This is a genomic window from Streptomyces sp. NPDC043726, assembly GCF_056436565.1.
The window spans coordinates 461,908-486,323 of record NZ_JBWKCI010000005.1; the positions used below are offsets into that span (position 1 = coordinate 461,908).

Sequence of the window (24,416 nt, forward strand, 5' to 3'; positions counted from 1 at the left end):
CGCCCCTGGACCGAAGGAATTCCATGCCGACCGTCGACATTCTCCTGCCTGGCTTCGGCCTCGACACCGACCAGGGCTACCCCGCCTTCTGCGGGGTGTTCCTGGTACGCGGCCCCGACGCCGCGGGACGGCCCCGGAACATCCTCGTCGACGCCGCCCACGTGGGCCGGCGCCCCTTTCTGTGGGCGGCGCTCGCCCGCCACGGGCTGGCCGCCGCCGACATCGACACCGTCGTCCTCACCCACGCCCACTGGGACCACGTGCAGAACATCGACCTGTTCCCGTCGGCGACCCTGGTGCTCCACCCCGACGAGCGCCGCTACGCGCACACCCCGCACGCCAACGACTGGGCCACGCCCGCCTGGACGGGACTGCTGCTGGAGCAGCTCCCCGTCCGCGAGGTCGTCGACGGCGAGGAGCTCATCCCCGGCGTCGACGTCATCGGTCTGCCCGGCCATTCACCGGGCAGCATCGGCCTGACGGTGGACACCGCCGCGGGCCGCGCCACGATCACCGGCGACGCCCTGCACTTCGCCTACGTCGCCACCACCGGGCGCAACCCCCTCGTCTTCTGGGACGCCGACCAGGCCGAGCACAGCATCGGGCGGATCCTGGAGGTGTCCGACGTGATCTATCCCGGCCACGACCGCCCCTTCCGGCTCGCCCCGGACGGTGAGATCGACTACCTGGCATCCTTCGCCCTCACCCTGACCGGAGTCGGCCCGGACACCCCGGGGCTCGGCTTCGCCGACTCCTCGGCCCGGCCGTCCTGGGTCATGCCGGGCATCGAGGAGCAGCGCGCGCTGTACGAGAAGAACGCAGATGACAGCCGGCTACGGATCAGCCGGGTGCCGCGGGTGGTCGGGCCGGTGCCGGATCTCCGAGCAGCCGGTCCAGGGAGCGGTTGAGCCGGGCGAAGAACGGGCCGGGCTCCTCGCGCGGGAAGAAGTGACCGCCGGGCACGAGGGTCAGCCGGAAGTCGCGTGCGTACCGCTCCCACGCCCGCACCCGTGCCGGGTCCACCAACGGGTCGTCGAAGCCCGCGAACGCCTCGACGACCAGGGGCAGCCGGGCCCGCTCGTCGTCCGGGTCCGGCAGCCCCGCCCGCCCATGACTCGCGCAGACCCGCAGATCGTCCCGGACGATGGGCAGCAGCACCCGCAGCCAGTCCTCCCGCTGCAGGAACTGCGGGTCCATCCCCCCGAAGTCGACCAGCAGACGGGCCAGTTCCCGGTCCTCGTACCGGTCGGGCGCGGGCAGCGTGGGGGTGAGATGCGGAGGAGCGTAGGCCCCGAGGAACAGCGCCTCGGGACCACGGCCGCCCGCCCGCAGCCGGGCCGCGGCCAGCGCGGCGGCCACCAGTGCCCCCATGCTGTGGCCGTACGCCGCCCAGGGGCCCTCGTCGAGGCAGTCCGCGAGTTCCCGCCCGAGGACCTCGACGAGTTCCCCGGCGTCCCGGAAGCGGGGTTCCCGGTAGCGGGCCTCGCGCCCGGGCAACTGCACCGGCAGCACGTCCACACCGGACGGCACGCGGGCGCCCCACGAGCTGAAGAACGATGCCCCGCCGCCCGCGTGGTGGAAGCAGAACAGACGCAGCCGGGCGTCGGCGCGGGGCGCCCGGCTGAGACAGGACACGGCCGCGGTGGTCACCGGAGCGCTCCGGCCGGCGTGCCGTTCAGACGGCGGCGGGCGCGCAGCACGTGCGCGCGGACCGAGGCCGCCCGTCGTACCGCTCCCGCCGTGCCCGCCATCCGCAGCGCCTGCGCGAGCAGCCACAGCCGGGTCTCGGCGGCCTGCTCGGGCCGGCCGCCGAGCGTGTCGTTCTCGACCAGCCGCAGGCGGGGGACGGTGCTTTGGAGCAGCCGGGCGTCGGACCAGGGCGCGATCTCGTCGTCGCGGCCGGCCACGCAGGCGACCGGGACGCGCAGTCCGTGCAGCCGCTCCTCGTCCAGGCCCCAGTCGGCCAGCGCGGCCGGAAGCCGGTCCCCCGGGGTGCGCATCACATGGGACAGGGTGAGGCGCACCAGACGCGGCAGCGGTGTGCGCTCCGCGGTCCGGGCGAAGAAGTCCCGCACCGGCGCGCCGACCACGGCCAGCCCTCGGACGCGGTCGTCGTCCAGCACGTGACGCAGGGCCAGATGGCCGCCGAAGCCGAGACCGACGACGCAGGTGCGGGAGGTGTCGGCGGCACGGCCGAGGAGATCGACGAGGTAGGTGAGCATGCGCACGCTGTCCGTTCCGTAGGTGAGGGCGTTCTCGCCGACCCCGGGCAGTTCGGTGACGACGACGGCGGCGCCGAGCCGGTCGGACTCGGCCAGCAGCGGCGCCCACTGCTCCTTGACACCGGCGATGCCGCCGACGACGAGGATCAGCGGCAGCCGCTCGCGCAGCGACAGGCCGGTGGCCCAGCACGCGAAACCGGCTTCCTCGAAGGGGAGATCGAGCCGGGAGACGCCCCGGACGCCTCTGCGCCAGCGGTCGAAGGCCGCGACGCAGGCCTGCTGGGCGGCGAGCCGATCGGGGCCGTCGGGGTAGGGGAAGCGGGCCATCGCCCAGTAGCGGACCGCGTCCAGATCGCGGCCGCGTGCCTCGGCCGCCACCGCGAGCGAGGACCAGGCGTGGGTCCAAGCGCCCTCGTCGTCGGCGGCGTCGGCGAGGTTGTCCGTCACCTGGTGGATGACGTCGGCGGGGATGCCCTGGGCGTGGGCGTGCGGGAGGGCGAACCGTCGCAGCTCCGCCATGGGGATCATCGGGCTGCTCCCTTCTTCTCCGGTTGCTGTGCGGGGACGCGGTCCCGAAGGTCCGGCCGGGGTGACGGCCCGCGGCCGGTGGCGAGCCGGGCGACGCAGGCCCGGATCCGCCTGCCGAGGCCGGGGGACCAGACCAGGTCCAGCTGGGTGTCGAGGAACAGCGCGTGGAAGTGCAGGCCGGCGTCGGGGCGCGGGGGCCGGGAGTCGGCCGCGGGACGAGTCATCGCACCGTCACCACCAGGTGCATCTGCCGGAACGTCCTGACCTCCAGCAGATCGGCCACGGGGATGCGCCGCCCCACGACGCGTTCCACCACGGTCACCAGCCGCAGCAGCAGCACCGAGTCCCAGTCGGGGAAGTCGTCCAGCGGCCGGTCCAGGTCCTCCTCCTCCAGGTACAGGCCGAGTTCCTCCTCCAGGAGCGTGCGGAATTCCGCCGTACCGGCGAGGGCGGTGGTGGTCATGTGCGGTCTCCGTCGTCGGGCCCGAACGCGGCGTGCAGCCGCAGATGGGCGGGGGCAGGGGTGAGGTCGCGCAAGTCGTGCCGGAAGAAGACGGCGTCGGGGTCGTCCGGGTCGGTGCCGACCGGGGTGAAGCCGTGGTCGGCGTAGAACGCGCCGAAGGCGGCGTTGCGCGGCGAGGGCAGATAGCGGCCCGTCACGGCCCGCGCCTTGGTGGCGCGGGCGAATTCCAGCACCGCGGCCACACAGGCGCTCTCGATGCCCCGGGCGAACACGCGGCAGCTGAGGGCGAAGTTGTCGACGCGCAGCACGTCTTCGTCGCGCCGCAGGAACAGCGCGCCGACCAGGCCGTGGTCGCCGAACCGGTCACGCGCGTGCACCGCGAGCACGTGGTGCCCCGGCTGCGTCATCCGCTCCGTCACCTGAGGGACGTCGAGCCGCTCGGTGGCCAGGTGGAACTGGTTCGTGCGCAGGGTGAGTTGCGAGATCCGCGCGAGTTCCGACTCGTGCGGCGGCCGCAGGACGACCTCCAGCTTGAGCCCGTCGAGGTAGTCCTGGTAGGAGGCGACGTCCTCGCGGAACTCCTGCCGCCGGGCCTCCGTGCGGTAGCGGTCCGCCCGTTCCAGGTCGGCCTCGGTCAGTTCGAACAGGTCGAACCAGCCGTCGGCCAGCAGCGCCGAGGGGTGCAGGGCGGGTTCGTCGTCGACGCGGACCACGGCGACCTCGGCCAACTGCTCGGCGACGAGCCCGCATTCGAAGAGGCTGTCGTCGACGAAGACGAGGCTGTCCAGGCCGAGTCCGAGCCGCCCGGCGATGCCCCGGAGATTGTCGTGCTTGGGCTTCCAGTTGGCGCTCACGTGCACGAAGTCGGGCTCGCGCAGCACCATGCCCGGATGCGTCCCCAGAGTGCGGGTCACCAGGTCCGCGTCGTTCTTGCTGCTGATGGCGAGCAGCACCCCCTGAGCGGCGAGCTGCCGGAGCACCCGCTGGAACTCCGCGAAAGCCTCGCCGCGCAGCCCCGCCCCGAGCTCGATGCCGCCGGGGCCGTCCTCGCCGAGCACCCCGCCCCACAGGGTTCCGTCCAGGTCCAGCACCAGCACCTTGCGGGTGCGGCCGAGGCGGGCGCGGACGATGTGCGCGGCCTCCCGGGCGTAGGCGGCGAGCAGCGGCTCGGACAGCCGGGCGCGGGCGTACTGGGCGGCGCGCGGTTCACCGGCGGGCACGCCCTCGCCGATCAGCGGATCGAGGTCGACGACGACCACGCCCGGGTGATCCGCGGCGAGCGCCAGCAGCCCGCTGTTGAACTCCCGCCACACCACGCCGAGTCGGGCGCGGTGGCGCAGGTCGACGAGCTGGTGGGTGAGGTGGCGGTGCAGCGGGACGGTGTTGAGCACGAGCAGGCCGCGGCCGGCCTGTTGATGGGCGTGTACGGCCGCGGAGAGCAGCGCGAGCTGGGTCCGTGCCGCCTTCTCGACGTCCTCGGCCCGCCAGGGCGCGGTGAGGCCGCCGACGACCGTGTGCGCGTCGAGCACGCACAGCGTCAGGTGGGACCGTCCCGCGTCCTGCGACGGGTCGGCCGGCCGCATCAGGTCCTGCACGTACGAGCCGTAGGGGGCGACCTTCGCGTCCAGCAGCAGTCCGTGGCGGGCCAGTTCGGCGGTCAGCGGTCCCACCAGCGGGGCCACCGTGGACTCGCCGGTGACGGCCACGGAGACCACCGGCGCGTCGGGGGCGTGGCGGCGGACCTCCTCGGGGTCGAGCCGGGCCAGCAGCTGGCCCGCGGCGGGGAGGTCGGCCCGGGGCATCCGGGCCAGCAGCGCCCGCACCGTGCCGTACTCCGCGGGCAGCCGGCCGGCGCGGTACAGGCCGCGCAAGGTGGCGAGGGACGCCTGGTCGTGCCAGCTCGCCGGGGACTGCGGGCCCGTGATCCGGTCCTGGGCCTGGGTCATGACCGCTCCAGGGCGAGACCGGACTTGATCCACTTGCTGGACTCGACGGCCACCGCGACGGCACGCCCGGGATCGTCCCATTGCTCCAGGAGTTCGGCGAGCTGGAGGAAGGGCAGGGCGTTGCCGTTGTTGCCGACGGTGCGCACCACGTTGATCCGTCGGGCGCCCGGCGCGGGCATGCCCGCGGAGATGCGGTCGCTCATCCGGCCGGAGAGCTGCGGAGGCAGCAGGTAGTCGACCTGGTCGGCGGTCCAGCCCAGGTCGCCGAGGAGTTCCCAGAACGTCTGCTGGGCCAGGAGCGGCACGGTCTCCTCGATCGCCTTGTAGTCCTCGGACACCGCCGGACGGTCGCTGTGCCGGTCGCCGAGCCCGAACCAGTCGATGATCTGGCCGGGTTCCCGGTTCAGGCCCACCAGCCGGTTGAGCACCTGGCGGATCGCGATGCCCGGGCCGAGCGGTTCGGTGCTGAGCACGGCCGCTCCGGCGCCGTCGCCGAAGAGGGCGTAGTTGACGAGTTCGGCGGAGCTGCGGGTCCCGGGGTCGAAGTCCCGCTCCAGGTGCTTGGCGCACACGTCGCCGCCGATCACCAGGGCGTTGGCGCAGCGCCGGGCCAGCAGCAGGGTGCGGGCAACGTCGAGGGCCTGGACCGCGCCGGCGCAGCCGGACTGGAGCTGGTAGGTGGGGGTGTTGTCGATGCCGAGCCGGTCGGCGACCAGGTTCACGGTGGCGGGCATCAGGTGGTCCGGGGTCGCGGTGCCCATGACGACGCAGTCGATGTCCCGCGGTTCGAGACCGGCCTTTGCCAGCGCCCGGTCGGCGGCGGTGGCGGCGATGTCGGCCAGCGTCTGCCGTACCTGACCGGTGGCCAGGTCGACGGCGAAGTACCGGCTGGTGTTGCCGATGAACATCTCGGCCCAGGTCTCGTCGACGCCGACGAGTTTGGCGAGGGCCGCGTTGTCCACGGGATCCCCGGGCAGGCAGGTGCCGACCGAGGCCAGGTGTGCGGTGGGGGCGTTCATCGGCCGGTTCCTTCCGGGGTCAGGGTTACGGCGGCGTCGTCGAGGCGGCGGCCGCGCAGATAACGGACCAGGTCGCCGACGGTGCGCATGCTCTCCAGCAGTTCCTCGACCGGGAGCGTGCCGAGCCGCGGCAACTCGTGTTCGATCCGCGCCTTGAGTTCCACGGCCTGGATGGAGTCGAAGCCCAGGTCCTCGTGGAGCCGGGTGTCGTCGTGGATCAGGCCCGGGTCGTGTCCGCCGACCCGGCACACCAGTCGGCGTGCCAGTGCGGCCAGGGAGTCCGGCTCGTCCCCGGCCGGGGACGGCGGACACGGGTCCCCGCGGTCCGCACACGGCGGTCCCGCGGTGTCCGCGCCGCGGGGGGCGGGGGGCGCGGACGGTTCCGGACGACGGGGGGCGGCGCCGGAGCGCCAGGCGCGGAAGGACGTGTCGAACAGGTGGGGCGGCAGCCGTCGGGGCAGCCGGTCGGACTCGGTGTACAGCACGTCCCAGTCGGGGGTGAGGCCTGCGCACCACAGCTCGCCGAACAACTGCTGGGGCCGGTGGCCGGGGGCGCGTTCGCCGGGGTGCGCGGCGTGCAGGCTCACCGGCGAGCCGACCTCGGCGCGCAGGCGGGACAGCAGCGGAGTGAGCACAGCGGACGGGCCGAGCTCCACCACGTGGGTGACGTCGGTGGCGAGCAGCGCGCGGGCGGCGTCGGCGAACCGCACCGGCGCGGTGATCTGCGCCGCCCAGTAGTCGGCGTCCAGGGTCTCCGTGTCGGTCAGCTCCCTGCCGTGCACGGTGGAGAAGACCGGCAGGTTCGGCCGCCGGTCGGCTGTGCCCGCGCACGCCTGGCGGAACTCCTCGACGACGGGCAGCATCAGCGGCGAGTGGAAGGCGTGGGAGACCGCGAGCGGCCGTGCGGCCACCTTGCGTTCCGCCAACTCCATTGTGAGCTCCACGAGTTCATCGCGGTCGCCGGCGATCACCGTCCGCCGGGGGCCGTTGGCGGCGGCCAGGCCGAGCCGTTGCCGTCCCGCGAGCAGCGGCTCGACCTCCGCGGCGTCCAGGGCCACCGCGAGCATCCCGCCGCCGTCGGGCAGCCTCTCCATCAGTGCCCCGCGCCGGGCGACCAGCCGGGCGGCCTCCGCCGGGTCGAGCGCTCCGGCCACGCAGGCGGCGGCGAACTCGCCGATGCTGTGCCCGATGACGTAGGCGGGCCTGATCCCGGCCTCGGCCAGGGTGGCGGCCATGGCGTACCCGATGGCGAACAGCGCGGGCTGGAGCAGCCCCGGGCGGTGGATGCCCGGGCCGTCGTCGAGGAGCAGATCGCGCACGGAGTGCCCGGTGTGCGGGGCGAGCAGCTTGTCCAGGTCGTCGAGGTGGCGTGCGTAGACGGGGCACGACCGGTACCAGGAGGCGGTGGTACGCGGGTCCTGGGCGCCCTGCCCGGTGAACGCGAACGCCACCGACGGCGCCGCACGGCGTGTGGTCCCGCTCCCGTCGGCCTGTTCGGCGGCCTCGCGCAACCCCGCCACCAGCGCGGGCAGGTCGGGGGCGGCGACGGCCGCCCGTCGCGGCAGCCGGGACTTGACCCGGTTGCTGGTCCAGCACAGCTGCGCCAGCTGGTCGCCCGGTCGGCGGGCCAGGGCGTCGGCCTGGACCAGCAGGTTGGCCCGCAGCCCCTCCGCGCTGCGGGCGGAGACGGTGAACACGCCCGGTGCGCCGGGGCGGGTCCGGTGGCTCACCCGGGGTGCGGAGGCCAGCACGGCGTGGGCGTTGCTGCCGCCCATGCCGAAGCTGCTCACCGCGGCGTGCACGGTGCCGGAGCCCAGCCGGAGCGGCGACTTGAGCAGGTTCAGCCGGTTTCCGGACAGGTTCAGGCGCGGGTTCTCGTCGTGGGCGTAGCGGCTCGGCGGCACCGTGCGGTGGTGCAGCGCGAGGACGGCCTTGATCAGTCCGGCGAGGCCCGCCGCGCCCTCGGCGTGCCCGAAGTTGCTCTTGACCGAGCCCAGCGCGACGCTGCCGCCGCTGCGGTCACCGGTGAACCGGCCGAGCGCCTGGGCCTCGATGAAGTCACCGAGCAGGGTGCCGGTGCCGTGTGCCTCGACGAACCCGATGTCGTCGGCAGTGACGCCGGCCCGCTGCCACACCGACTCGATCAGCTGTTCCTGGGCCCAGCGGTTGGGCGCGGTGATGCCGTTGCTGCGGCCGTCCTGGTTGCTCCCCGTCTCCTTCAGCACGGCGTACACCGGCTGACGGTCCGCCAGGGCGTCGCTGAGGCGGCGCAGCACCAGCACCGCCACTCCCTCGGCGCGCCCGATGCCGTCCGCCGCGGCGCTGAAGGGCTTGCAGCGGCCGTCGGGCGCGGAGAGACCGGCCTGGGTGTAGAAGATGTTGATGACCGGCGTCATGATCAGGTTGGTGCCGGCCACCAGGGCGTGGTCGCTCTCGCCGGAGCGCAGCGAGTTCATGGCGAGGTGCACGGCGACGAGGGAGGAGGAGCAGGCCGTGTCCACGGCCAGGCTGGGCCCCTTGAGGTCGAGGTGGTACGAGACGCGGTTGGCGCCCATGAAGTAGCCGTTGCCGGAGCCGTGGCGTGCAGTGATCCGGTCGTAGTCCCCGAGCGCCAGGAACGCCCACTCGTTGGCCATCACCCCGACGAACACGCCGGTCGCCGTACCGGCCAGGTCCTGAGGAGCGAGAGTGGCGTCCTCGATCGCCCGCCACGCGCACTGCAGCAGCATCCGCTGCTGCGGATCCATCGCGGCGGCCTCGCGCGGCGCGATCCCGAAGAAGGCGGGATCGAAGGCGTCGGGGTCGTGGATGAAGCCGCCGCGCACGGTGTTGCTGCGGCCGGGCGGCCGGTCGTCGGCAGGGGTGGAGGAAGCGAAGTGGTAGCGCTCGGCGTCCCAGCGCTGTTCGGGCACCCGGCCGGTGCCGTCGCGTCCGTCCATGAGCAGCGCCCAGTACTCCTGGGCGTCGCGTGCGCCGGGGAACCGGCAGTCGAGACCGACGACCGCGATGGGTTCGCGCACGGTCATGACCGGCCCTCGCCGTCCGACGCCAGGTCGGCCAGGCGTTCGGCGAGATGGGCGGCTATGGCGTGCACGGTCGGGAAGTCGTACGCGATGGTGGGGGAGACCGGGATCCGGTGCCGCTCCTCGATCTCGCCGCAGATGCTGATCGCCGCGACGGAGTCGATGCCGTAGTCGGCGAGGGGGGTGTCCGGGTCTATCTCCTCGGCCGTCCGGCGCAGGTGGAAGGCGACCCGCCCGGTCAGCCACGGTTCGAGGTCGGATGCCGTGCCGTGGGGCGAGTGCCGGTCCATGGGAGCGGTGGGAGGGGCGGCGCGGGTTTCGGGGGCGATGCTCATGGCTTTTCTCTCTCCGAGGGGCTGAGGGCTTCGGATCAACGGGGGGTGGAGGCGGGCTCCGGTGCGTTGGCCGTCGCGGGGACCAGGGCGGCGACCGAGGGCTGGAGTCGCTGGTGCAGCACCGGCAGGGCGCCGTCGAGGAAGAGCCGGCGCATGAGGGTGCGCTGCGTCTTGCCGCTGGTGGTCTTGCGGATCACGCCGGTGCGCACCAGGACCACGTTCACGGAGGGCAGTTGGAACTGACGGCTGAGCAGGGACTGGACGCCGGCGGCGAGGCCGGCCAGGTCCTGGTCGGCGGCGTGGGCCCGCAGCTCCTGCACCACGACCACGTGCGCGCGCTCGGACGCCTCGTCGGTGACGGTGAAGACCGCGCCCCCGCCGCGCCGGAAGGAATCCCCGGACTCCTGGACGGCCTGCTCGATGTCCTGCGGATAGAGGTTGCGGCCGTGCTGGATGAGCATCTCCTTGATCCGCCCGGTGACGTAGAGCTCCTCGTCGAGCAGGGCCCCGAGATCGCCGGTGCGGAAGTAGCCGACGCGGCCGTCCGCCGTCTCGGCCCGGAAGGTCTCGGCGGTGAGTTCCTCGCGGTTCCAGTAGCCACCCGCCACCGAGTCGCCGCGCAGCCAGATCTCGCCGACCTGGCCGCCGGGCAGGACCCGCAGGGTCACCGGGTCCACGATCAGCACCTCGGTGTTCTTCGGCCGGCCGCAGCCGACCAGGGTGCGGGTGGGCCGGTCGGTGCGGGCGGGGCGCAGCTCGTCCTGCTCCAGGGCCTGCGCGTCGACGGTCAGTTCGACGTGCGGGGTCTCGGTGTCCCCGCTGGAGACCAGCAGGGTGTTCTCGGCCAGGCCGTAGCAGGGCAGCATGGCCTGCGGGCGCAGCCCGTTGCCGGCGAAACGGCTCACGAAGGCGCGCAGGGTGTCGGCGCGGACCGGTTCGGCGCCGTTGAGGGCGACCCGCAGGCTGGACAGGTCCAGGTCGGCCGACTGTTCCTCGGTGACGCGGCGGGTGCACAGCTCGTAGCCGAAGTTCGGGGAGGCGGTGCCCTCGACCCGGTAGTCGTGGATCATGCGCAGCCAGCGGTGCGGTTGCTTGATGAAGGCGATCGGCGACATCTGCACGCTGGTGCCGCCCACCCACAGCGGGTGCAGGGTCATGCCGATGAGCCCCATGTCGTGGTAGAGCGGCAGCCAACTGCCCGCCACCACGCCGTCCGGGGTCACCATGGCCCCGCGGATGGCCTCCTCGTTGGCGGCGAGGTTGGCGTGCGTGACCATGACGCCCTTCGGCTCGCTGGTGGAGCCGGAGCTGTATTGGAGGAAGGCCACGTCCGAGTCGCGGGTCCGGGGCGGGGTCCACAGGTCCGGGTCGGCCGTCTCCTCGGTGTCCCCGCCGGTGGCCAGGCACAGCACGTCGCGCTCGCCGGCGGCGGCCAGCCAGGCGCTGATGCCCTGCCGGTACTTCGGCAGCGTCAGCACCGCACCGACGTCGGCGTCCCGCAGGATGCCGTGGACGCGGGCGAGCCGTTCGCCCGGCTCGTCGGGCAGGGGCGCGGGGATGGCCGTGCGTCCGGCGTAGAAGCAGCCCAGGAAGGCCGTGACGAAGTCCAGGGTCGGCGGGTAGAGCAGCAGCACCGGACGCGAGGGGTCCTTGGGGGACGCCTGCCGCAGCCGGGTGGCCACCACGCGGGCCCGGCGGTCGAGTTCGGCGTAGCTGAGGTGTTCGGGCCGCATGTCCGGGCCGTCTTCGTGCAGGTAGACGAACGCGGGACGCCCCGGATGGCGCTCCGCGCCGGTGCGTACGGCGTCCGTCATCGTCCGGTAGTGAAGCTGGTGTGGCACGAGCTGTCCTCTCCCCGATCCGATCCCTTGCGGCGGCACCGAGTGCCATCCGATGTCCCCACCCTTGGGGTGCGGTGAAAAGGCGGCGTAAAGCGAAAATTGGTGCGCACGTCAACGGTTTGAGGCGGAGCGCCGACCGGATGCGACGGAGGGTGCCGGTTGGGACACGTAAGGTGCTGGCACCCGGTGCCTGAACTGTTGTGCGAGGAGGCCACGTGTGGGCAGAGGACGTGTTCGAGGCCGGCCGGCTCCCCGACGCTCCGCTGCCTCCCGGCGGGCATGCCGTCTGCCTTGGCCGACTGGCCGAGTGGGCGGGCCGACCGGAGGGGTATGGCGGTGCGGACCTCGCCCGGGCACGGTCGTGGGGAGCCAGGTCGCTGCTGCGTCACGTGGTGGCCGCGCTCGGCGGCGCGGAGCCGCACCACGTGCTCCTGGACCGGGACGGGCGCGGACGGCCGGTGCTGCGCGCGCCCGCCGGGCTGGACGTGAGCATCAGTCACACCGACGACGTGCTCGTCGTCGGCGTCGCCCGCGGCCGCCGGATCGGCGTGGACGTGGAGGCGCGGGACCGCCCGCTGCTGGCGCCGGGGCTCGCCGAGAAGATATGCCACCTGGAGGAACTGGCCGAGCTGCGCGACCTGTCGCCCGTCGCGCGGAACGCGCGGCTGGTACGGCTGTGGACGCTCAAGGAGGCCTACACCAAGGCCCTCGGCCTCGGCCTGGCCCACGACTTCGCCCGCCTGCGCCCCCGGCTCGTCCCGGAGACCGGCTGGTGGCTGGAGCGGACCGCGCCGGGCTGGCGGCTGCGGTGCGATCCGGTCATGGACCGCTTCGTCGTGGCTCGCGCGCTGGGACCCGACGGGTGAGGGCCCGGGGTCCGGGAATCGAGTCAACGGTGTTTCGATACACCGTTGACTCGATTGCTCGCCGGGTCTAGCGTCAAGGCCGAACGGCACTCGCTCACGATCACCCTCTTCTCACCGAGGAGCGGACATCCGTGACAACTCCCTTACGCCGCACGTCCTCCGATCACCCGTCACAGACCGGGCACCCGCACCGCTGGCGCGTCCTCGCGGTTCTCCTGGTCGGGCTGCTGCTCGTGGTCCTGGACACGTCGATCCTCAACGTGGCCCTGAAGACCCTGGCCGAGCCCGCCCCCGAGGGCCTCGGGGCCTCGCCGGGCGCGCTGCAGTGGTCCATCGACTCCTACGCGCTCGTCTTCGCCGCGCTGCTCTTCACCGCCGGAGCGCTCGCCGACCGCTGGGGGCGAAAACGCGTCCTGCTGGCCGGACTCGCGGTCTTCGGCGTCTGCTCCCTGTGGTCCGCCTACGCCCGCAGCGCCGAGGAACTGATCGTCGCGCGGGCCGGGTTGGGGGTCGGGGCCGCCTTGGTGCTGCCGGCCACCCTGGCGATCATCATGGCGGTGTTCCCGCCCGCCGAGCGCCCCAAGGCCATCGGTCTGTGGGCCGGTGCCGCCGGACTTGCCGTCGCCCTCGGACCGATCACCGGCGGCGCGCTGCTGGAGCATTTCTGGTGGGGCTCGGTGTTTCTGATCAACCTGCCCGTCGTGCTGGTCGGCGCGGTCGCCGCCCTCGTCGTGATCCCCGAGTCCAAGGACCCCGGCCGCGGCGGCCTCGACCCGGTCGGCGCCCTGCTGTCCGTCGCCGGACTGACCTCACTCGTGTACGGCGTGATACGGGGCGGCGAGTCCGACCACTGGGCGGAGGCCGCGGTGTGGGGCCCGATCCTCGGGGGTCTTGTGGTCCTGGGCCTGTTCGCCAGGTGGGAGCATCGCGCCGAACGGCCCGCGCTGGACCTGGAGCTGTTCACCGTCCGGCGCTTCTCGGCCGCTGTCACCGTGATCGGCCTGGTCTTCTTCGCCCTGCTCGGCGCCACCTTCTTCCTGGTGTTCTATCTCCAGAGCGTGCGCGGCTGGACGCCGTTGGAGGCCGGGTTCCTGCTACTGCCCCTGGCCGTGGCCCAGTTGGCCTGTTCGGCGCCGGCCACACTGCTGGCCAAGCGGATCGGGGCGGGGCCGGTGTGCGCCACCGGCATGCTGCTCACCTCGCTGGCCTTCCTCGCCGTGGCCGTCATCGACGAGCGGACCGACGTCTGGGTCATCGAGTCCGTCCTGTTCGTCATGGGCCTCGGCATCGCCTGCGTGATGCCGCCCGCGACCTCGGCCGCCATGTCCGCGGTCTCCCCGGAACGGGCGGGCACCGGCTCGGCGGTCACCACCACCTTCCGTCAGGTGGGCGGCGCCCTCGGGGTCGCCGTCCTGGGCTCGGTGCTCTCCGCCGCCTACCGCTCCCGGATCGAGGACGACCTGACGGCGCTGCCCGCCCCCGCCCGCGAGCCGGCGCGAGAGTCCATCGCCACCACCCTCACCGCCGCCCGGGAGCTGGGCCCGCACGGTGCGCCGCTCGCCGACCGGGCCGTCGACGCGTTCCTGGCCGCCATGCACCTCACGGCCCTCGTCGCGGCCGGCGCCACCCTGCTCGGCGCCCTCGTGAGCCTGTTGTTCCTGCCCTCCCGTGCCCTCGCCGGTGCCGCCGGCGGCCAGGGGGCGACCGCGCGAGAAGTCCACACCACGGAGGTCTGAGCCGTATGCCCCACGCCGAGCCGCCCACGGCTGCCCCGGGACCGTCCCCCCGGGGCGGCCGTCAGCGCGACCCCGCCGCCGACCAGGCCATCCTGCACAGCACCCTGGGCCTGCTCAGCGAGGGGTGCAGCTTCGGCGACCTGTCGATGGACCTGGTCGCCCAGCGCGCGGGCGTTGCCCGAGCCACCATCTACCGCCGCTGGCGCAACAAGGAGGAGCTGGTGCTGGCCGCGCTGGGCAGCCTCGACCTGCCCGTGCCGCCGCTGGACGGGCTCAGCCTGCGGGACCGGCTGGTGGCCCTCGTCGACCAGCTCCGCCACCGCGGCCAGGACACCAACCTGCACCGGCTGATCGGCAGCCTGCTCGGTGAGGCCGTACGCCGCCCTCAACTCGTCGAGCGGTTCGAGGACACCGTCGTCGCCGCCCGCCACGAGGCCCTCCTGCGGGTCCTGGCCGACGGCGTCGACAGCGGCGAACTCCGCGCCGACCTCGACCTCGAGGACGCCGTCGAGATCCTCACCGGCCCGATGGCCGCCCGCCTGATCCTGCGCCAACGCCCTGTGCGTTCAGCGGCGTTCGCCGAACGCATCGTCGACACCTTCCTCAACGGAACCCGCACGAGCCGCGCCGGGACCCACCCGGCCACCCCACCGGAGCACCTGCCCCCACCAGAGGAGCCGCTGCCATGAAATTCCTCTTCGACGACCCCGCCTTCGACTACCAGGCACTGCGCGCCGCCGGATACGCGGACTACGGTGGCGCGCAGCTCGGCGAGGTCGTCGCGGTCGCCTCCCGCATCCCCGGCGGAGACACCGACGCCTGGCGGCGCGCGTGGACCTCGCTCGCCGAACGTGTCCACGGCCTGGCCGTCACGGCACGCGGCGAGGGCCGCACCGACTCCGCCCGGGCGGCGCTGCTGCGCGCCCACAACTACTACCGGACCGCCGAGTTCTTCGAGCGGGACGACCCGCATGGCGCGGAGGCGGCGCGGCTGATGCGACTGTCCCGGGAGACCTTCGCCGACGCCGCCGAACTCATGGAGCACCCGCCGCAGTTCATCCGCATCCCCTACGAGGACACCTCCCTGCCCGCCTACCTCTACCGGGTCGACGACTCCGACGAGCCCCGGCCGACGATCATCCACCACGGCGGGCTCGACTCCACGGTCGAGGAGGGCTACTTCTTCGTCGCCGCCGCGGCCCTCGCGCACGGCTGGAACTGCCTCTGCTTCGAAGGGCCCGGACAGGGCTCCGTCGTGCGCGACCAAGGCCTGGTCTTCCGGCCCGACTGGGAGAACGTCGTCACGCCGGTCGTGGACCACGCCCTGGGCCTGCCCGGCGTGGACCCCGACCGGCTGGCGCTGGTCGGTACCAGCCTCGGCGGGCTGCTCGCCGTGCGGGCGGCGGCCTTCGAGCACCGGCTGGCCGGCTGCGTCGCCCACGACGCCGTCTGGCAGCTCGGCGACGTCGTCGCCCTGCCGCCCTTCGTGCTGGAGTGGGTCGAGCAGGGACACGACGACTTCGCCAACCCGGTCATGTGGGGGATCGCGGCCCAACAGACCTTCACCCGCTGGCTGCTGCGACACGCGCTGTGGACCTTCGGCACCGACACCCCGGCCGGACTGCTGCGCCGGCTGCCCGACTTCGACCTGTCGGAGGTCATCGGTCGGGTGCGCTGTCCCGTGCTAGCGATGGACGCGGAGGAGGACCTGTTCTTCGCCGGGCTGGAGCACGCCAAGAAGGTCTACACAGGGCTGAACTCGCCCAAGACGCTGCAGGTGTTCCCCGCGGACGAGGGTGGCGGGGCGCACTGCCACTCCGGAGCCATGCGGCTCTTCCACGACCGGTTGTTCTCCTGGCTCACCCGGACTCTCGACCCGGGGCGGACGGTCGCGGTCTGACCGTCCCGGCCCCGGACGGTGTCCGGCGGACAGCCCGGCCCTGGGTTGCGGGCCGGGCTGCCATCCAATTCGAACGGCCGAAATGCATTCCCGGCGCGAATCCGGCGGCCCGAGTTGTGTTGCACTTAATGACGGCGTAACAGGGAGGGGGTGGCAGCGAGAGGAGGGCTCGCATATGCTTCACGCACCAGTCGATATATCGTCGACTATGTGCGTCCCAGACCTGAGGACGGACGGGGGAACCAGAATAAGTTGAATGCGTACCCACGCATTCTGGGGGGTTTGCTGTGGCCCTGTCCTCTGTACAGGCTGACCAGCCACTGCGCTACGACCTGCTCGGGCGCCTGCGGGTGACCCGGGGCGGTGCCGACCTGACACCCGAGCCGCCCAAGCTCGTCAAACTGCTTGCCCTGCTGCTGATCAGGGCGGGTGAGCCGGTGGCCGGAGAGAAACTCGTGACGGAACTGTGGGAGGAGGATCCACCGCGCTGCGCGGTCGCGAGCCTGCGGGTGTACATCTCACAACTACGGAAAATCCTGAGCACGCCGCGAGGAATATCGCCGATCCTCACGACGCCGCCGGGATATATCCTCGACACCGGCGGTACGGTGACCGATCTCCATGAATTCGAGATGCTCTACACCCGTGGCCGAGAACGCTATATGGCAGCCGATTACCAGCACGCCGCCGAACTGCTCCGCCGGGCGCTGTCGCTGTGGCGCGGCCCCGTGCTGGAGGGTATTCCCGGCTCCCTCGTCATAGATTCGTTCACCACGGTCCAGGACGAGAAACGGCTGAATTGCACCGAGCTGAGGATGGAGTCAGCGCTGGCCCTCGGCCGCCACCACGAGATGATCGAGGAACTGCGCGGCCTGGTCCTGCAACACCCGCTGCGGGAGCCCTTCCACCACCAGTTGATGGTCGCCCTGTACCGGGCGAACCGTCAGGGCGACGCGCTCGCGGTGTACCGCAGCGCCCGCCGGGTCCTCAGAGAGGAACTGGGCGTCGAGCCCGGCCCGTCCCTGCGTCTGGCCCACGAGGCGATCCTCGGAGCGGACCCCGAACGCCTGGAGGCGGCGGGGGTCATTCCCGCCCTGCATTGAAGGCCGGCGGCGGGCGGCCGACGGCCGTCGCACTCCTCGGGGCGCAGCGGTCCGCGCCCGTACGCCTTTGACAACTGGCGAATGGTTCGACGGTCAGCGGCGGGAGCGGACCCTCGCCTCCTTGGGCGGATCGATGAACTGCAGCTCCAGGGTCACCGGCGGCTCGGCCACGCCCGGCCCGCCCGCCGCCGCCCACTCCACGATCTCGTCGACGCTGTCGTGGTCCGAGGCGAAGCCGATCCAGGTCGGACGTCCGCCGGAGCGGCGGCCCGCCGCCGAGGGCCCGACGACGATCACGTTGGCCTGGTCGCACGGGCCGAGGCAGTCCGTCGTACGGATCCGGAAGCCGTGCTCGGCCGCCGCGCCGCGCAGGATCTCCAACTGCCCCTCGTGATCGGTGCCGGGGTGCTTGCGGGCGTTGCCGCAGCAGCAGCCGCGGCAGACGACGAGCGTGCAGGCGGAGGCGGAGGCGGTGAGGGGGGTGCGGGGCGTCGAAGGCATGACAGAAGCATGCCGTCCATGGCGTTCGTGCCGGTCACCGGGCCGCCCGCTGCGTACAGTTGACGCCGTGACCGACAGCAACAGGCTTCCGCTCGCCGTGTTCGACCTCGACAACACCCTCGCCGACACCGCCCACCGGCAGCGGTTCCTGGAGTCCAAGCCCCGCGACTGGGACGCCTTCTTCGCCGCCGCGCCCGCGGACCCGCCGATCCCCGAGGGCATCGCGCTGGTGCTGGCCAGCGCCGAGGAGTGCGAGATCGTCTACCTCACCGGCCGCCCCGAGCGCTGCCGAAGCGACACGCTGGAGTGGCTGGCGGCCCAGGGTCTGCCCGAGGGCCGGGTCCACATGCGCCGTGACAACGACCGCCGCCCCGCCCGGCGCACCAAGCTGGAGATCCTCCGGCGCCTCGCCCGCACCCGGGAGATCCGGGTCCTGGTGGACGACGACGAACTCGTCTGCGCGGACGCGGAACAGGCCGGATTCACCGTCGTACGGGCGCACTGGGCGAAGCCGTCCGCGGCCCTGAAGACGGCACAGGAGAAGGAGGGGCGGACCTGATCTCCGGCTCATGAGAAGTCGAGCACCACGACGTCGGTGAGCCGGCGGTATCCGAGGCGTTGGTACAGGGCGTTGCTGGTGGGGTTGGCCGCGTTCGTGTACAGGACCACCTCCTCGGCGCCCGCGGCCAGTGCCGCCCGGCTCACCTCGACCGTCACGGCTGCCGCGTAGCCGTGGCCACGCAGGTGGGCCGGGGTGTAGACGGGGTCCACCCGGACCTGGCCGCCGACCATCGGGTTGGCGCCCGCCATGGAGACGGGGGAGCCGTCGGGGGTCTCCCAGAAGGTGTAGCGCTTCTCGGCGAAGCGCGTGCCCGCCCAGGTGGCCGCGGTGATGGAGACCTCCTCCCCCACCTCCGCCGCGAACTCGCGGCACCAGCGCATCAGGTGCTCCTGGTCCTCGTCGCCCACGAGCCGGCCCCGGCCCGCCGGGAAGGGCTCCGGCGGGGTGAGCGCGTCCAGGCGGTACAGGTGCAGCCGTACCCGGGGCTTCGAGGTCGTGCCGGTGTGCCGCTGCCAGGCCTCGGCGAACGCGTTGGCGGTGCTCTCGTCCGCGGTGACGTACGGGATGGAGTGGCCGAGGGCCAGCAGGTGCGTGGCGAGGGACTCGGCCTGGGCGGGGGTGAGGGAGGTGACGTTCAGGCCGAGGTTCGGGAAGCAGTAGAACGTCGCCCGGACCTCGCCCGCCCGGTCCAGACGGCCGAGGACCGGTGCGCCGCCGCCGTACGCCTGCGGCCCGAGCGTGCGGAGTTTCTCGGTCACCGACAGCGGGGTGGTGTGCAGTGCGGGCCGTGAGCGCAGGAACTCCCCGGCGTGGGTGAGGAATTCGTCGATGTCTTGGGTGAGGTGCCAGTCCTCTGAGGGCATGCGTCATCCATGCCCGTCGCAGGGCGTCGTTCACGCCCCTCACAGGACATGCCGCCTCACAGGACACGTCCCTCACAGGACATGCCTCTCACAGGACGTCATACGTCAGATGCGTCGCCGTCGTGGTCGGCGTCACGCTTCGCCGCACCAGCGTCCGCGGCGGGCCGCCGGTGAACAGGGGCGTCCCCGCGCCGAGGACGACCGGCGCGAGATGCAGGGACAGCACGTCGACCAGACCGGCGTCGAACGCGGAGCGGATCGTGGCGCCGCCGCCCATGAGGACGACGTCGAGGCCCTGCGGCGCGCGTTCGCGAGCGGCCGCGACGGCATCGGCGACCCCCGTCGTGACGAACGTCCAGTCGAGACCGGTCAGCCGTACCGACTCCGGCGGCGCGCCGGTCACGACGACGAAGGCGGGTTTTCCCGCCTCGCCCGCGCCGTAGCCGACCTCGTCGTCCCAGCCGCCCGGCCCGTCGACGATGTCGAAGAGCCGGCGGCCGAGGACGACGGCACCCGAGCGGGCGGTTGCCTCGCGCAGGAGCCGGCGGTCGTCCGGGTCGTCGGAGAACGCCCAGGTGTGCAGGGCCTCGCCACCGGTGCCCAGGCCGTTGTCGGGGCCGGGGTCAGGACCGGTGACGAAGCCGTCGAGGGAGACCGAGATGTCAGCGACGATGCGTGTCATACCAGTGCTGACCCGTCTCTCCCCCCGAACTCATCGGCGGCTGTCAGTCGGAGTCCTCGAGCCGGAACCCGACCTTCAGGCCGACCTGCCAGTGCGCGATCTCTCCGTTCTCCAGCTGGCCCCTGACCTGGGTCACCTCGAACCAGTCCAGATTGCGCAAGGTCTGCGACGCGCGGGCGATGCCGTTGCGGATGGCCTGGTCGACGCCCTCGTGCGAGCTGCCGACGATCTCGGTGACCCGATAGGTGTGGTTCGACATGCGGGTGCTCCTCTCCATCACTCCACCGTGCCTCAGGCGGCGACGCCGCGCGAGCCGTCGGTCACCGCGCCACGCTCAGTGACAGGGCGAACCGGCCTTCCTCGTCCGTCCACCAGTGGGTCAGGTCGAGACCCGCCGCGGACAGTTCGGCGCGCACCCCCTCCTTGCGGAACTTCGCCGAGATCTCGGTGTACAGCTCCTCGCCCGGCGCGAAGTCGACGGCCAGGTCCAGCGCGGGCACCTTCACCGTCTGCCCGGTCCGGGCCCGCAGCCGCATCTCGATCCACTCGCACTCGGGGTCCCACAGCGCCACATGGTCGAAGGCGCCGGGATCGAAGTCGGCGCCGAGTTCGCGGTTGACGACCGTCAGGACGTTCTTGTTGAACGCGGCCGTCACCCCGGCCGCGTCGTCGTACGCCCTGACCAGCACCTTCTCGTCCTTGACCAGGTCCGTTCCGAGGAGGAGGGCGTCGCCGGGGGCCAGCAGGGCGCGGACCCGGGCGAGGAAGTCGGCGCGCTCGGCGGGCAGCAGGTTGCCGATCGTGCCGCCGAGGAACGCCACCAGCCGGGGGCCTGGGGTGTCGGGCAGGGTGAGCCCGCCGGTGAAGTCGGCGATGAGCGCGTGCACGGCGAGTCCGGGCCGCTCCTCGATGAGGGCGTGCCCGGCCTGGGTGAGGGCGCTCTCGCTGACGTCGACGGGGACGTAGGTGTGCAGTTCGGTCAGCGCGTCGATCAGGTACCGCGTCTTCTCCGAGGAGCCGGAGCCGAGTTCGACCAGGGTGCGGGCGTGGGTGGCGGCGGCGATGTCGGCGGCGCGGGCGATGAGGATCTCGCGTTCGGCGCGCGTGGGGTAGTACTCGGGCAACTCGGTGATCCGCTCGAAGAGTTCGCTGCCGTGGGCGTCGTAGAACCACTTCGGCGGGAGTGCCTTGGGGGTGCGGGTGAGGCCGTGCAGGACGTCGGCGCGCAGGGCGGCCTCCGTCGCGTCCTCGGGCAGCTGGCGGGTGAGAAGGAACGGGCTCACGTGCGGGGCTCCTTGAGGGGAGTGAGGGTGACGTCCGTGCGGCTCGCCACGAGGAGAGTGCGGTCCGGGACCTCGTGCCAGAGCGGATCGTCGTCGTACGGCTCGGAGGCCACGACCGTGCCGTGGCCGGGTGTCGTCAGGTACCACAGCGTGTCGCCCCAGGCGGTCGCCGCGATGGTGTCGCCGCTGGTCAGCAGCAGGTTCAGCCGGGCGTCCGGCGCCGCCTCGGCCACCTCCTGGACCGTGTCGGCCAGCGCCTGGCCCGTGTCGTCCCCGGCGCGCAGCCGGGCCAGGACCAGGGCCCACACGAACGCCGAGTCGTTGCGGGCCTCCAGGGACAGCAGGTCCACCGCCGGCAGGGTCCGGGTCAGCGGCGCCAGGGAGTCCGGCCAGCCCGGCACGGCGCCGTTGTGGCTGAACAGCCAGACGCCGGAGGCGAAGGGCGCCGCGGCGGCCTCCGCGTCCGCGCCGGACAGGGTCGCGTCCCGGACCGCCGCGAGCAGCGCCGTCGTCCGTACGACCCGGGCGAGATCGGCGAAGGACTGGTCCGCCCAGATCGGACCCGCCCGCCGGTAGCGGGCCGGCACCGGGTCACCGGCCGCGTACCAGCCGACCCCGAAACCGTCGGCGTTGACCGTGCCGTACCGCTGCCGCCGGGGCGCCCAGGACTGCCGGTACAGGCCGTGCGGGGGCCGTACGACGTAGCTGCCGAGTGGCTCCTCGGGCCCCAGATACGCCAGATGACGGCACATCAGACGGCCTCCGAGCGGGCCGTGCGGAAACCGGAGAAGATCTGCCGGCGGACGGGGTAGTCCCAGTTGCGGAACGTGCCCCGGCAGGCCACCGCGTCCACGGCGAACGAACCGCCGCGCAACACCTTGTACTCCGGCCCGAAGAACACCTCCGAGTACTCCTTGTACGGGAAGGCGACGAACCCGGGGTAGGGCAGGAAGTCGCTCGCCGTCCACTCCCACACATCGCCGATCAACTGGCGCACACCCAGCGGGGATTCGCCCTGCTCGTAGCTTCCGGCGGGGGCGGGGCGCAGATGCCGCTGGCCGAGGTTGGCGTGCTCGGGCCGCGGGTCCTCGTCACCCCAGGGGTAGCGCATCGAGCGGTCGCCGACGGGGTCGTGCCGGGCCGCCTTCTCCCACTCGGCCTCGGTGGGCAGCCGCCGGCCGGCCCAGCGGGCGTAGGCGTCGGCCTCGTACCAGCTGACGTGCACGACCGGCTCGTCGGGCGGTACGACCTCGGTGACGCCGAAGCGGCGGCGCAGCCACTGGTCGCCGTCCCGGCGCCAGAACAGCGGGGCGTCGATCGAGTGCTGCCGGATGTGGTCCCAGCCGGCCGGGGCCCACCAGCGCTCGACGGAGTAGCCCCCGTCCTCGATGAACGCCTGGTACGCCTCGTTGGTGACCGGGGCCGTGTCGATGTGGAAGGGTGCCACCTCGCGCCGGTGCGCGGGGCGTTCGTTGTCCAGCGCCCAGGGCTCGGTGGAGGTGCCCATGGTGAACGGGCCGCCGGGGACGAGGACTTCGGCCGGGCCGGTGAACAGCGGGGCCGGATCCGGGTCCGGGGCGGTCAGGGCCTGCGGGCCCTTGCGGAGCTGATGGGTGATCAGCATCGTCTCGTCGTGCTGCTGTTCGTGCTGGGCGATCATCCCGAAGGCGAAGCCCGCCTCGGTCAGCCGGGTCCCGTGGAACGCGGTGCTCTCCAGCAGGTCCATCACCCGTCCGCGCACGTCGGCGGCGTACAGCCGGGCCTCGGCGGGCGGCAGCAGCGGCAGCGTGGGACGGGCGGAGCGCGGGTGCTCGAAAGCGTCGTAGAGGCTGTCGATCTCCGGGCGCATGGCCTCCCGGCCCGCCACCGCCCGCAGCAGCCACTGCTCCTCCTGGTTGCCGATGTGCGCCAGGTCCCACACCAGCGGCGACATCAGCGGGGAGTGCTGTGCGGTCAGGTCCGGGTCCTCGACGCAGCTGGTGAGCAGGGTGGTGCGGTCCCGGGCGGTGGTGAGGGTCGTCAGGGCCCGGACCCGGAGCTCATCGGTGTCGACGGAGGGCTCGGTCATGAGCTGAAGTCCTTCCCGTGCAGGCGGTCGAGCAGGTCGTCGGCGGGACTGCGGCCCCGGGTGATGTAGCGGTCCCGGTACGCCGCGACGGCGGCCGTGACCTCGTCGGTGGCGCCCATCCTCGGCAGCGCCTCCAGCGCGGCGGCGAAGCAGAGGACGGCCGCCTCGTGCAGTTCGGGGTCGGACATGCCCTGCCGGGCCGCGTCGGTCCACAGCGGGTTGTGCGGCGCGGGGCTGGGCAGCGCCCGTTCGGCGAGCGGCTTGACCGCGCGGTAGGCGGTCTCGGCGGCCTGCGGGTCGTCGAACAGCGCGGCCGTCACGGCGAGCGGCACGATCCAGCCGTCGTCGCCGGGCTGTGCGTCGATCATGCGCAGTTCGAGATGGCCGCGCGGTCTGACCGGCGGGAACAGGGTCGTCAGGTGGTAGCCGAGGTCCTCCTGCGTGGGCGGTCTGGGTATCGCCGATCGGGTCCATTCCCGGAAGGTGAGCCCCTCCGGGACCTCCCAGGGGCCGCTGTCCTGGCGTACGCACATCACCGGCGCGTCCAGGACGTGCCGGGCCCAGGCGGCGCGTGGATCGCCGTCCAGCGGGGGTGCGCCCGCCCGGCCCGCGCCGATCTCCATCCACATCAGCTGCCGGGTGGAGCGCCAGCCGGTGGGCTCGTTCCCGGCGAGGGGGGAGTTGGCGAAGGCCGCCACCAGGACCGCGCCGAGCTGGTGGGCGAGCCACCAGCGCCGTACATGGCCGAGGGGTCCCGGTTCCTCGTGGCCCGCGTCGAGGCAGACCTGGACGGAGGCCGAGGTGCACATCATGGCGCGGCCGGCCGGGCCCCTGCGGTCCAGGCAGGCCTCCATGGCGTCGTAGCGCGGCTCCCGCAGATAGCGGCGGGGTTCGTGCCAGGGATCCTGGCCGATGCCGACCAGACCGAGACCGTGCCCGCGCAAGGTGGCGCGGACGGCGTCGAGGTCGGCGGAGACGGTACCGATGCACTCCATCAGGGAGGCGGCGGGCGGCGAGCTCAGCTCCAGCTGACCGCCGGGTTCGACGGTGAGCGCCGACCTCAAGGGCACGGTCCGCAGGGCGGCGTAGGCCGCTTTGAGTCGTTCGGGTGTGACGGGGAGCTGCGGGCTGCGCAGCTCGTGGACGAGCCATTCCACCTCGACCCCGAGGGTGCGGGGCGGACCGGTCTTGAAGCAGATACCGCGGACCAGGGCCTCGACCTCGGCCTCGGAGACCGAGGTGCGGGGCCTGGTACAGCCGCTCGGCGAAGAGCCGCTAGACGAATCTGGCATGTCGGGATCCTCCTGATATTCCACCATGCCACCAGCCCGGCATTTCGGGTGGGCCGGGACGGCACACTCGTCCCACCCAAGACGCTGAAATGGCTCCGCACAAGGGCGCCTCCCCGGATGTTCTTCTTCGGTCACATCCGGTTTCCGCGGGTTTCCGAGGGTGTTCGCGGCTTCAAAAACTCT

Annotated in this window: 24 protein-coding genes; 7 read left to right on the top strand and 17 right to left on the bottom strand. The window is 72.7% G+C overall.

Annotation, left to right across the window (positions count from 1 at the left end):
- Window positions 1–23: 23 nt before the first annotated feature.
- Complete coding sequence (locus AC068Z_RS17670) at window positions 24–908, top strand: MBL fold metallo-hydrolase (protein ID WP_478556135.1); 885 nt, start codon at window positions 24–26, stop codon at window positions 906–908.
- Here the strand turns inward: AC068Z_RS17670 and AC068Z_RS17675 are convergent.
- The 9 genes from AC068Z_RS17675 to AC068Z_RS17715 are packed head-to-tail and all read right to left on the bottom strand — an operon-like array spanning window position 841 to window position 11,377.
- The gene (locus tag AC068Z_RS17675) at window positions 841–1,650 is read right to left on the bottom strand and encodes a thioesterase II family protein (protein ID WP_478556137.1); all 810 of its coding nucleotides are present in this window, start codon (window positions 1,648–1,650) and stop codon (window positions 841–843) included. The genes AC068Z_RS17670 and AC068Z_RS17675 overlap by 68 nt on opposite strands.
- On the bottom strand, window positions 1,647–2,750 hold the full coding sequence (locus AC068Z_RS17680; RefSeq protein ID WP_478556139.1) for an alpha/beta fold hydrolase: 1,104 nt from the start codon (window positions 2,748–2,750) through the stop codon (window positions 1,647–1,649). The genes AC068Z_RS17675 and AC068Z_RS17680 overlap by 4 nt, the downstream gene beginning before the upstream one ends.
- A complete protein-coding gene (locus tag AC068Z_RS17685) occupies window positions 2,747–2,974 on the bottom strand; it encodes a hypothetical protein (RefSeq protein ID WP_478556141.1) in 228 nt (75 codons plus the stop codon). Before AC068Z_RS17685 ends, AC068Z_RS17680 begins: the two co-directional genes overlap by 4 nt.
- On the bottom strand, window positions 2,971–3,213 hold the full coding sequence (locus tag AC068Z_RS17690; protein WP_478556143.1) for a phosphopantetheine-binding protein: 243 nt from the start codon (window positions 3,211–3,213) through the stop codon (window positions 2,971–2,973). Before AC068Z_RS17690 ends, AC068Z_RS17685 begins: the two co-directional genes overlap by 4 nt.
- Window positions 3,210–5,159 carry an HAD-IIIC family phosphatase gene (locus tag AC068Z_RS17695; protein WP_478556145.1) on the bottom strand — a complete coding sequence of 650 codons (1,950 nt, stop codon included), beginning with the start codon at window positions 5,157–5,159 and terminating at the stop codon, window positions 3,210–3,212. The genes AC068Z_RS17690 and AC068Z_RS17695 overlap by 4 nt, the downstream gene beginning before the upstream one ends.
- Window positions 5,156–6,178, bottom strand: a complete 1,023-nt coding sequence (locus AC068Z_RS17700) for a 3-oxoacyl-ACP synthase III family protein (protein ID WP_478556147.1) — start codon at window positions 6,176–6,178, stop codon at window positions 5,156–5,158. Before AC068Z_RS17700 ends, AC068Z_RS17695 begins: the two co-directional genes overlap by 4 nt.
- A complete protein-coding gene (locus AC068Z_RS17705; protein ID WP_478556149.1) occupies window positions 6,175–9,204 on the bottom strand; it encodes a type I polyketide synthase in 3,030 nt (1,009 codons plus the stop codon). Before AC068Z_RS17705 ends, AC068Z_RS17700 begins: the two co-directional genes overlap by 4 nt.
- Window positions 9,201–9,536 carry an acyl carrier protein gene (locus AC068Z_RS17710; protein ID WP_478556151.1) on the bottom strand — a complete coding sequence of 112 codons (336 nt, stop codon included), beginning with the start codon at window positions 9,534–9,536 and terminating at the stop codon, window positions 9,201–9,203. Before AC068Z_RS17710 ends, AC068Z_RS17705 begins: the two co-directional genes overlap by 4 nt.
- Window positions 9,537–9,571: 35 nt before the next feature.
- A complete protein-coding gene (locus AC068Z_RS17715; RefSeq protein ID WP_478556153.1) occupies window positions 9,572–11,377 on the bottom strand; it encodes a fatty acyl-AMP ligase in 1,806 nt (601 codons plus the stop codon).
- 215 nt (window positions 11,378–11,592) lie between these two features.
- Here AC068Z_RS17715 and AC068Z_RS17720 point away from each other — a divergent pair, with 215 nt between their 5' ends.
- The 5 genes from AC068Z_RS17720 to AC068Z_RS17740 all read left to right on the top strand — a co-directional run bounded on the left by AC068Z_RS17720 (window position 11,593) and on the right by AC068Z_RS17740 (window position 16,982).
- Window positions 11,593–12,243 (top strand): 4'-phosphopantetheinyl transferase family protein, encoded by a 651-nt coding sequence (locus AC068Z_RS17720; protein ID WP_478556155.1) that lies wholly within the window; start codon window positions 11,593–11,595, stop codon window positions 12,241–12,243.
- A 131-nt stretch (window positions 12,244–12,374) separates the two neighbouring features.
- The gene (locus tag AC068Z_RS17725) at window positions 12,375–13,979 is read left to right on the top strand and encodes a DHA2 family efflux MFS transporter permease subunit (protein WP_478556157.1); all 1,605 of its coding nucleotides are present in this window, start codon (window positions 12,375–12,377) and stop codon (window positions 13,977–13,979) included.
- Between the two features lie 5 nt (window positions 13,980–13,984).
- Entirely contained in the window at window positions 13,985–14,668 is a 684-nt protein-coding gene (locus AC068Z_RS17730) for a TetR/AcrR family transcriptional regulator (RefSeq protein ID WP_478556159.1), read from the top strand.
- The gene (locus AC068Z_RS17735; protein WP_478556161.1) at window positions 14,665–15,879 is read left to right on the top strand and encodes an alpha/beta hydrolase family protein; all 1,215 of its coding nucleotides are present in this window, start codon (window positions 14,665–14,667) and stop codon (window positions 15,877–15,879) included. The genes AC068Z_RS17730 and AC068Z_RS17735 overlap by 4 nt, the downstream gene beginning before the upstream one ends.
- 287 nt (window positions 15,880–16,166) lie before the next feature.
- On the top strand, window positions 16,167–16,982 hold the full coding sequence (locus AC068Z_RS17740; protein WP_478556163.1) for an AfsR/SARP family transcriptional regulator: 816 nt from the start codon (window positions 16,167–16,169) through the stop codon (window positions 16,980–16,982).
- 93 nt (window positions 16,983–17,075) lie between these two features.
- On the opposite strand, the gene AC068Z_RS17745 is transcribed toward AC068Z_RS17740, so the two are convergent.
- Entirely contained in the window at window positions 17,076–17,483 is a 408-nt protein-coding gene (locus AC068Z_RS17745; protein WP_478556165.1) for a (2Fe-2S) ferredoxin domain-containing protein, read from the bottom strand.
- Between the two features lie 67 nt (window positions 17,484–17,550).
- Here AC068Z_RS17745 and AC068Z_RS17750 point away from each other — a divergent pair, with 67 nt between their 5' ends.
- Window positions 17,551–18,042 carry a phosphatase domain-containing protein gene (locus AC068Z_RS17750; RefSeq protein ID WP_478556167.1) on the top strand — a complete coding sequence of 164 codons (492 nt, stop codon included), beginning with the start codon at window positions 17,551–17,553 and terminating at the stop codon, window positions 18,040–18,042.
- Between the two features lie 8 nt (window positions 18,043–18,050).
- On the opposite strand, the gene AC068Z_RS17755 is transcribed toward AC068Z_RS17750, so the two are convergent.
- The 7 genes from AC068Z_RS17755 to egtA all read right to left on the bottom strand — a co-directional run bounded on the left by AC068Z_RS17755 (window position 18,051) and on the right by egtA (window position 24,233).
- Window positions 18,051–18,908, bottom strand: coding sequence for a GNAT family N-acetyltransferase (locus tag AC068Z_RS17755; protein WP_478556169.1), 858 nt, complete (start codon window positions 18,906–18,908; stop codon window positions 18,051–18,053).
- Window positions 18,909–18,996: 88 nt separating this feature from the next.
- Window positions 18,997–19,590, bottom strand: a complete 594-nt coding sequence (locus AC068Z_RS17760; protein WP_478556171.1) for a dihydrofolate reductase family protein — start codon at window positions 19,588–19,590, stop codon at window positions 18,997–18,999.
- Window positions 19,591–19,633: 43 nt separating this feature from the next.
- Window positions 19,634–19,849 (bottom strand): dodecin, encoded by a 216-nt coding sequence (locus AC068Z_RS17765; protein ID WP_451726823.1) that lies wholly within the window; start codon window positions 19,847–19,849, stop codon window positions 19,634–19,636.
- Between the two features lie 61 nt (window positions 19,850–19,910).
- Entirely contained in the window at window positions 19,911–20,873 is a 963-nt protein-coding gene (gene egtD, locus AC068Z_RS17770; RefSeq protein WP_478556174.1) for an L-histidine N(alpha)-methyltransferase, read from the bottom strand.
- On the bottom strand, window positions 20,870–21,625 hold the full coding sequence (egtC, locus tag AC068Z_RS17775; protein ID WP_478556176.1) for an ergothioneine biosynthesis protein EgtC: 756 nt from the start codon (window positions 21,623–21,625) through the stop codon (window positions 20,870–20,872). Before egtC ends, egtD begins: the two co-directional genes overlap by 4 nt.
- Window positions 21,625–22,941 carry an ergothioneine biosynthesis protein EgtB gene (gene egtB, locus AC068Z_RS17780; protein ID WP_478556178.1) on the bottom strand — a complete coding sequence of 439 codons (1,317 nt, stop codon included), beginning with the start codon at window positions 22,939–22,941 and terminating at the stop codon, window positions 21,625–21,627. Before egtB ends, egtC begins: the two co-directional genes overlap by 1 nt.
- Entirely contained in the window at window positions 22,938–24,233 is a 1,296-nt protein-coding gene (gene egtA, locus AC068Z_RS17785; protein WP_478556180.1) for an ergothioneine biosynthesis glutamate--cysteine ligase EgtA, read from the bottom strand. The genes egtB and egtA overlap by 4 nt, the downstream gene beginning before the upstream one ends.
- Window positions 24,234–24,416 lie beyond the last annotated feature (183 nt).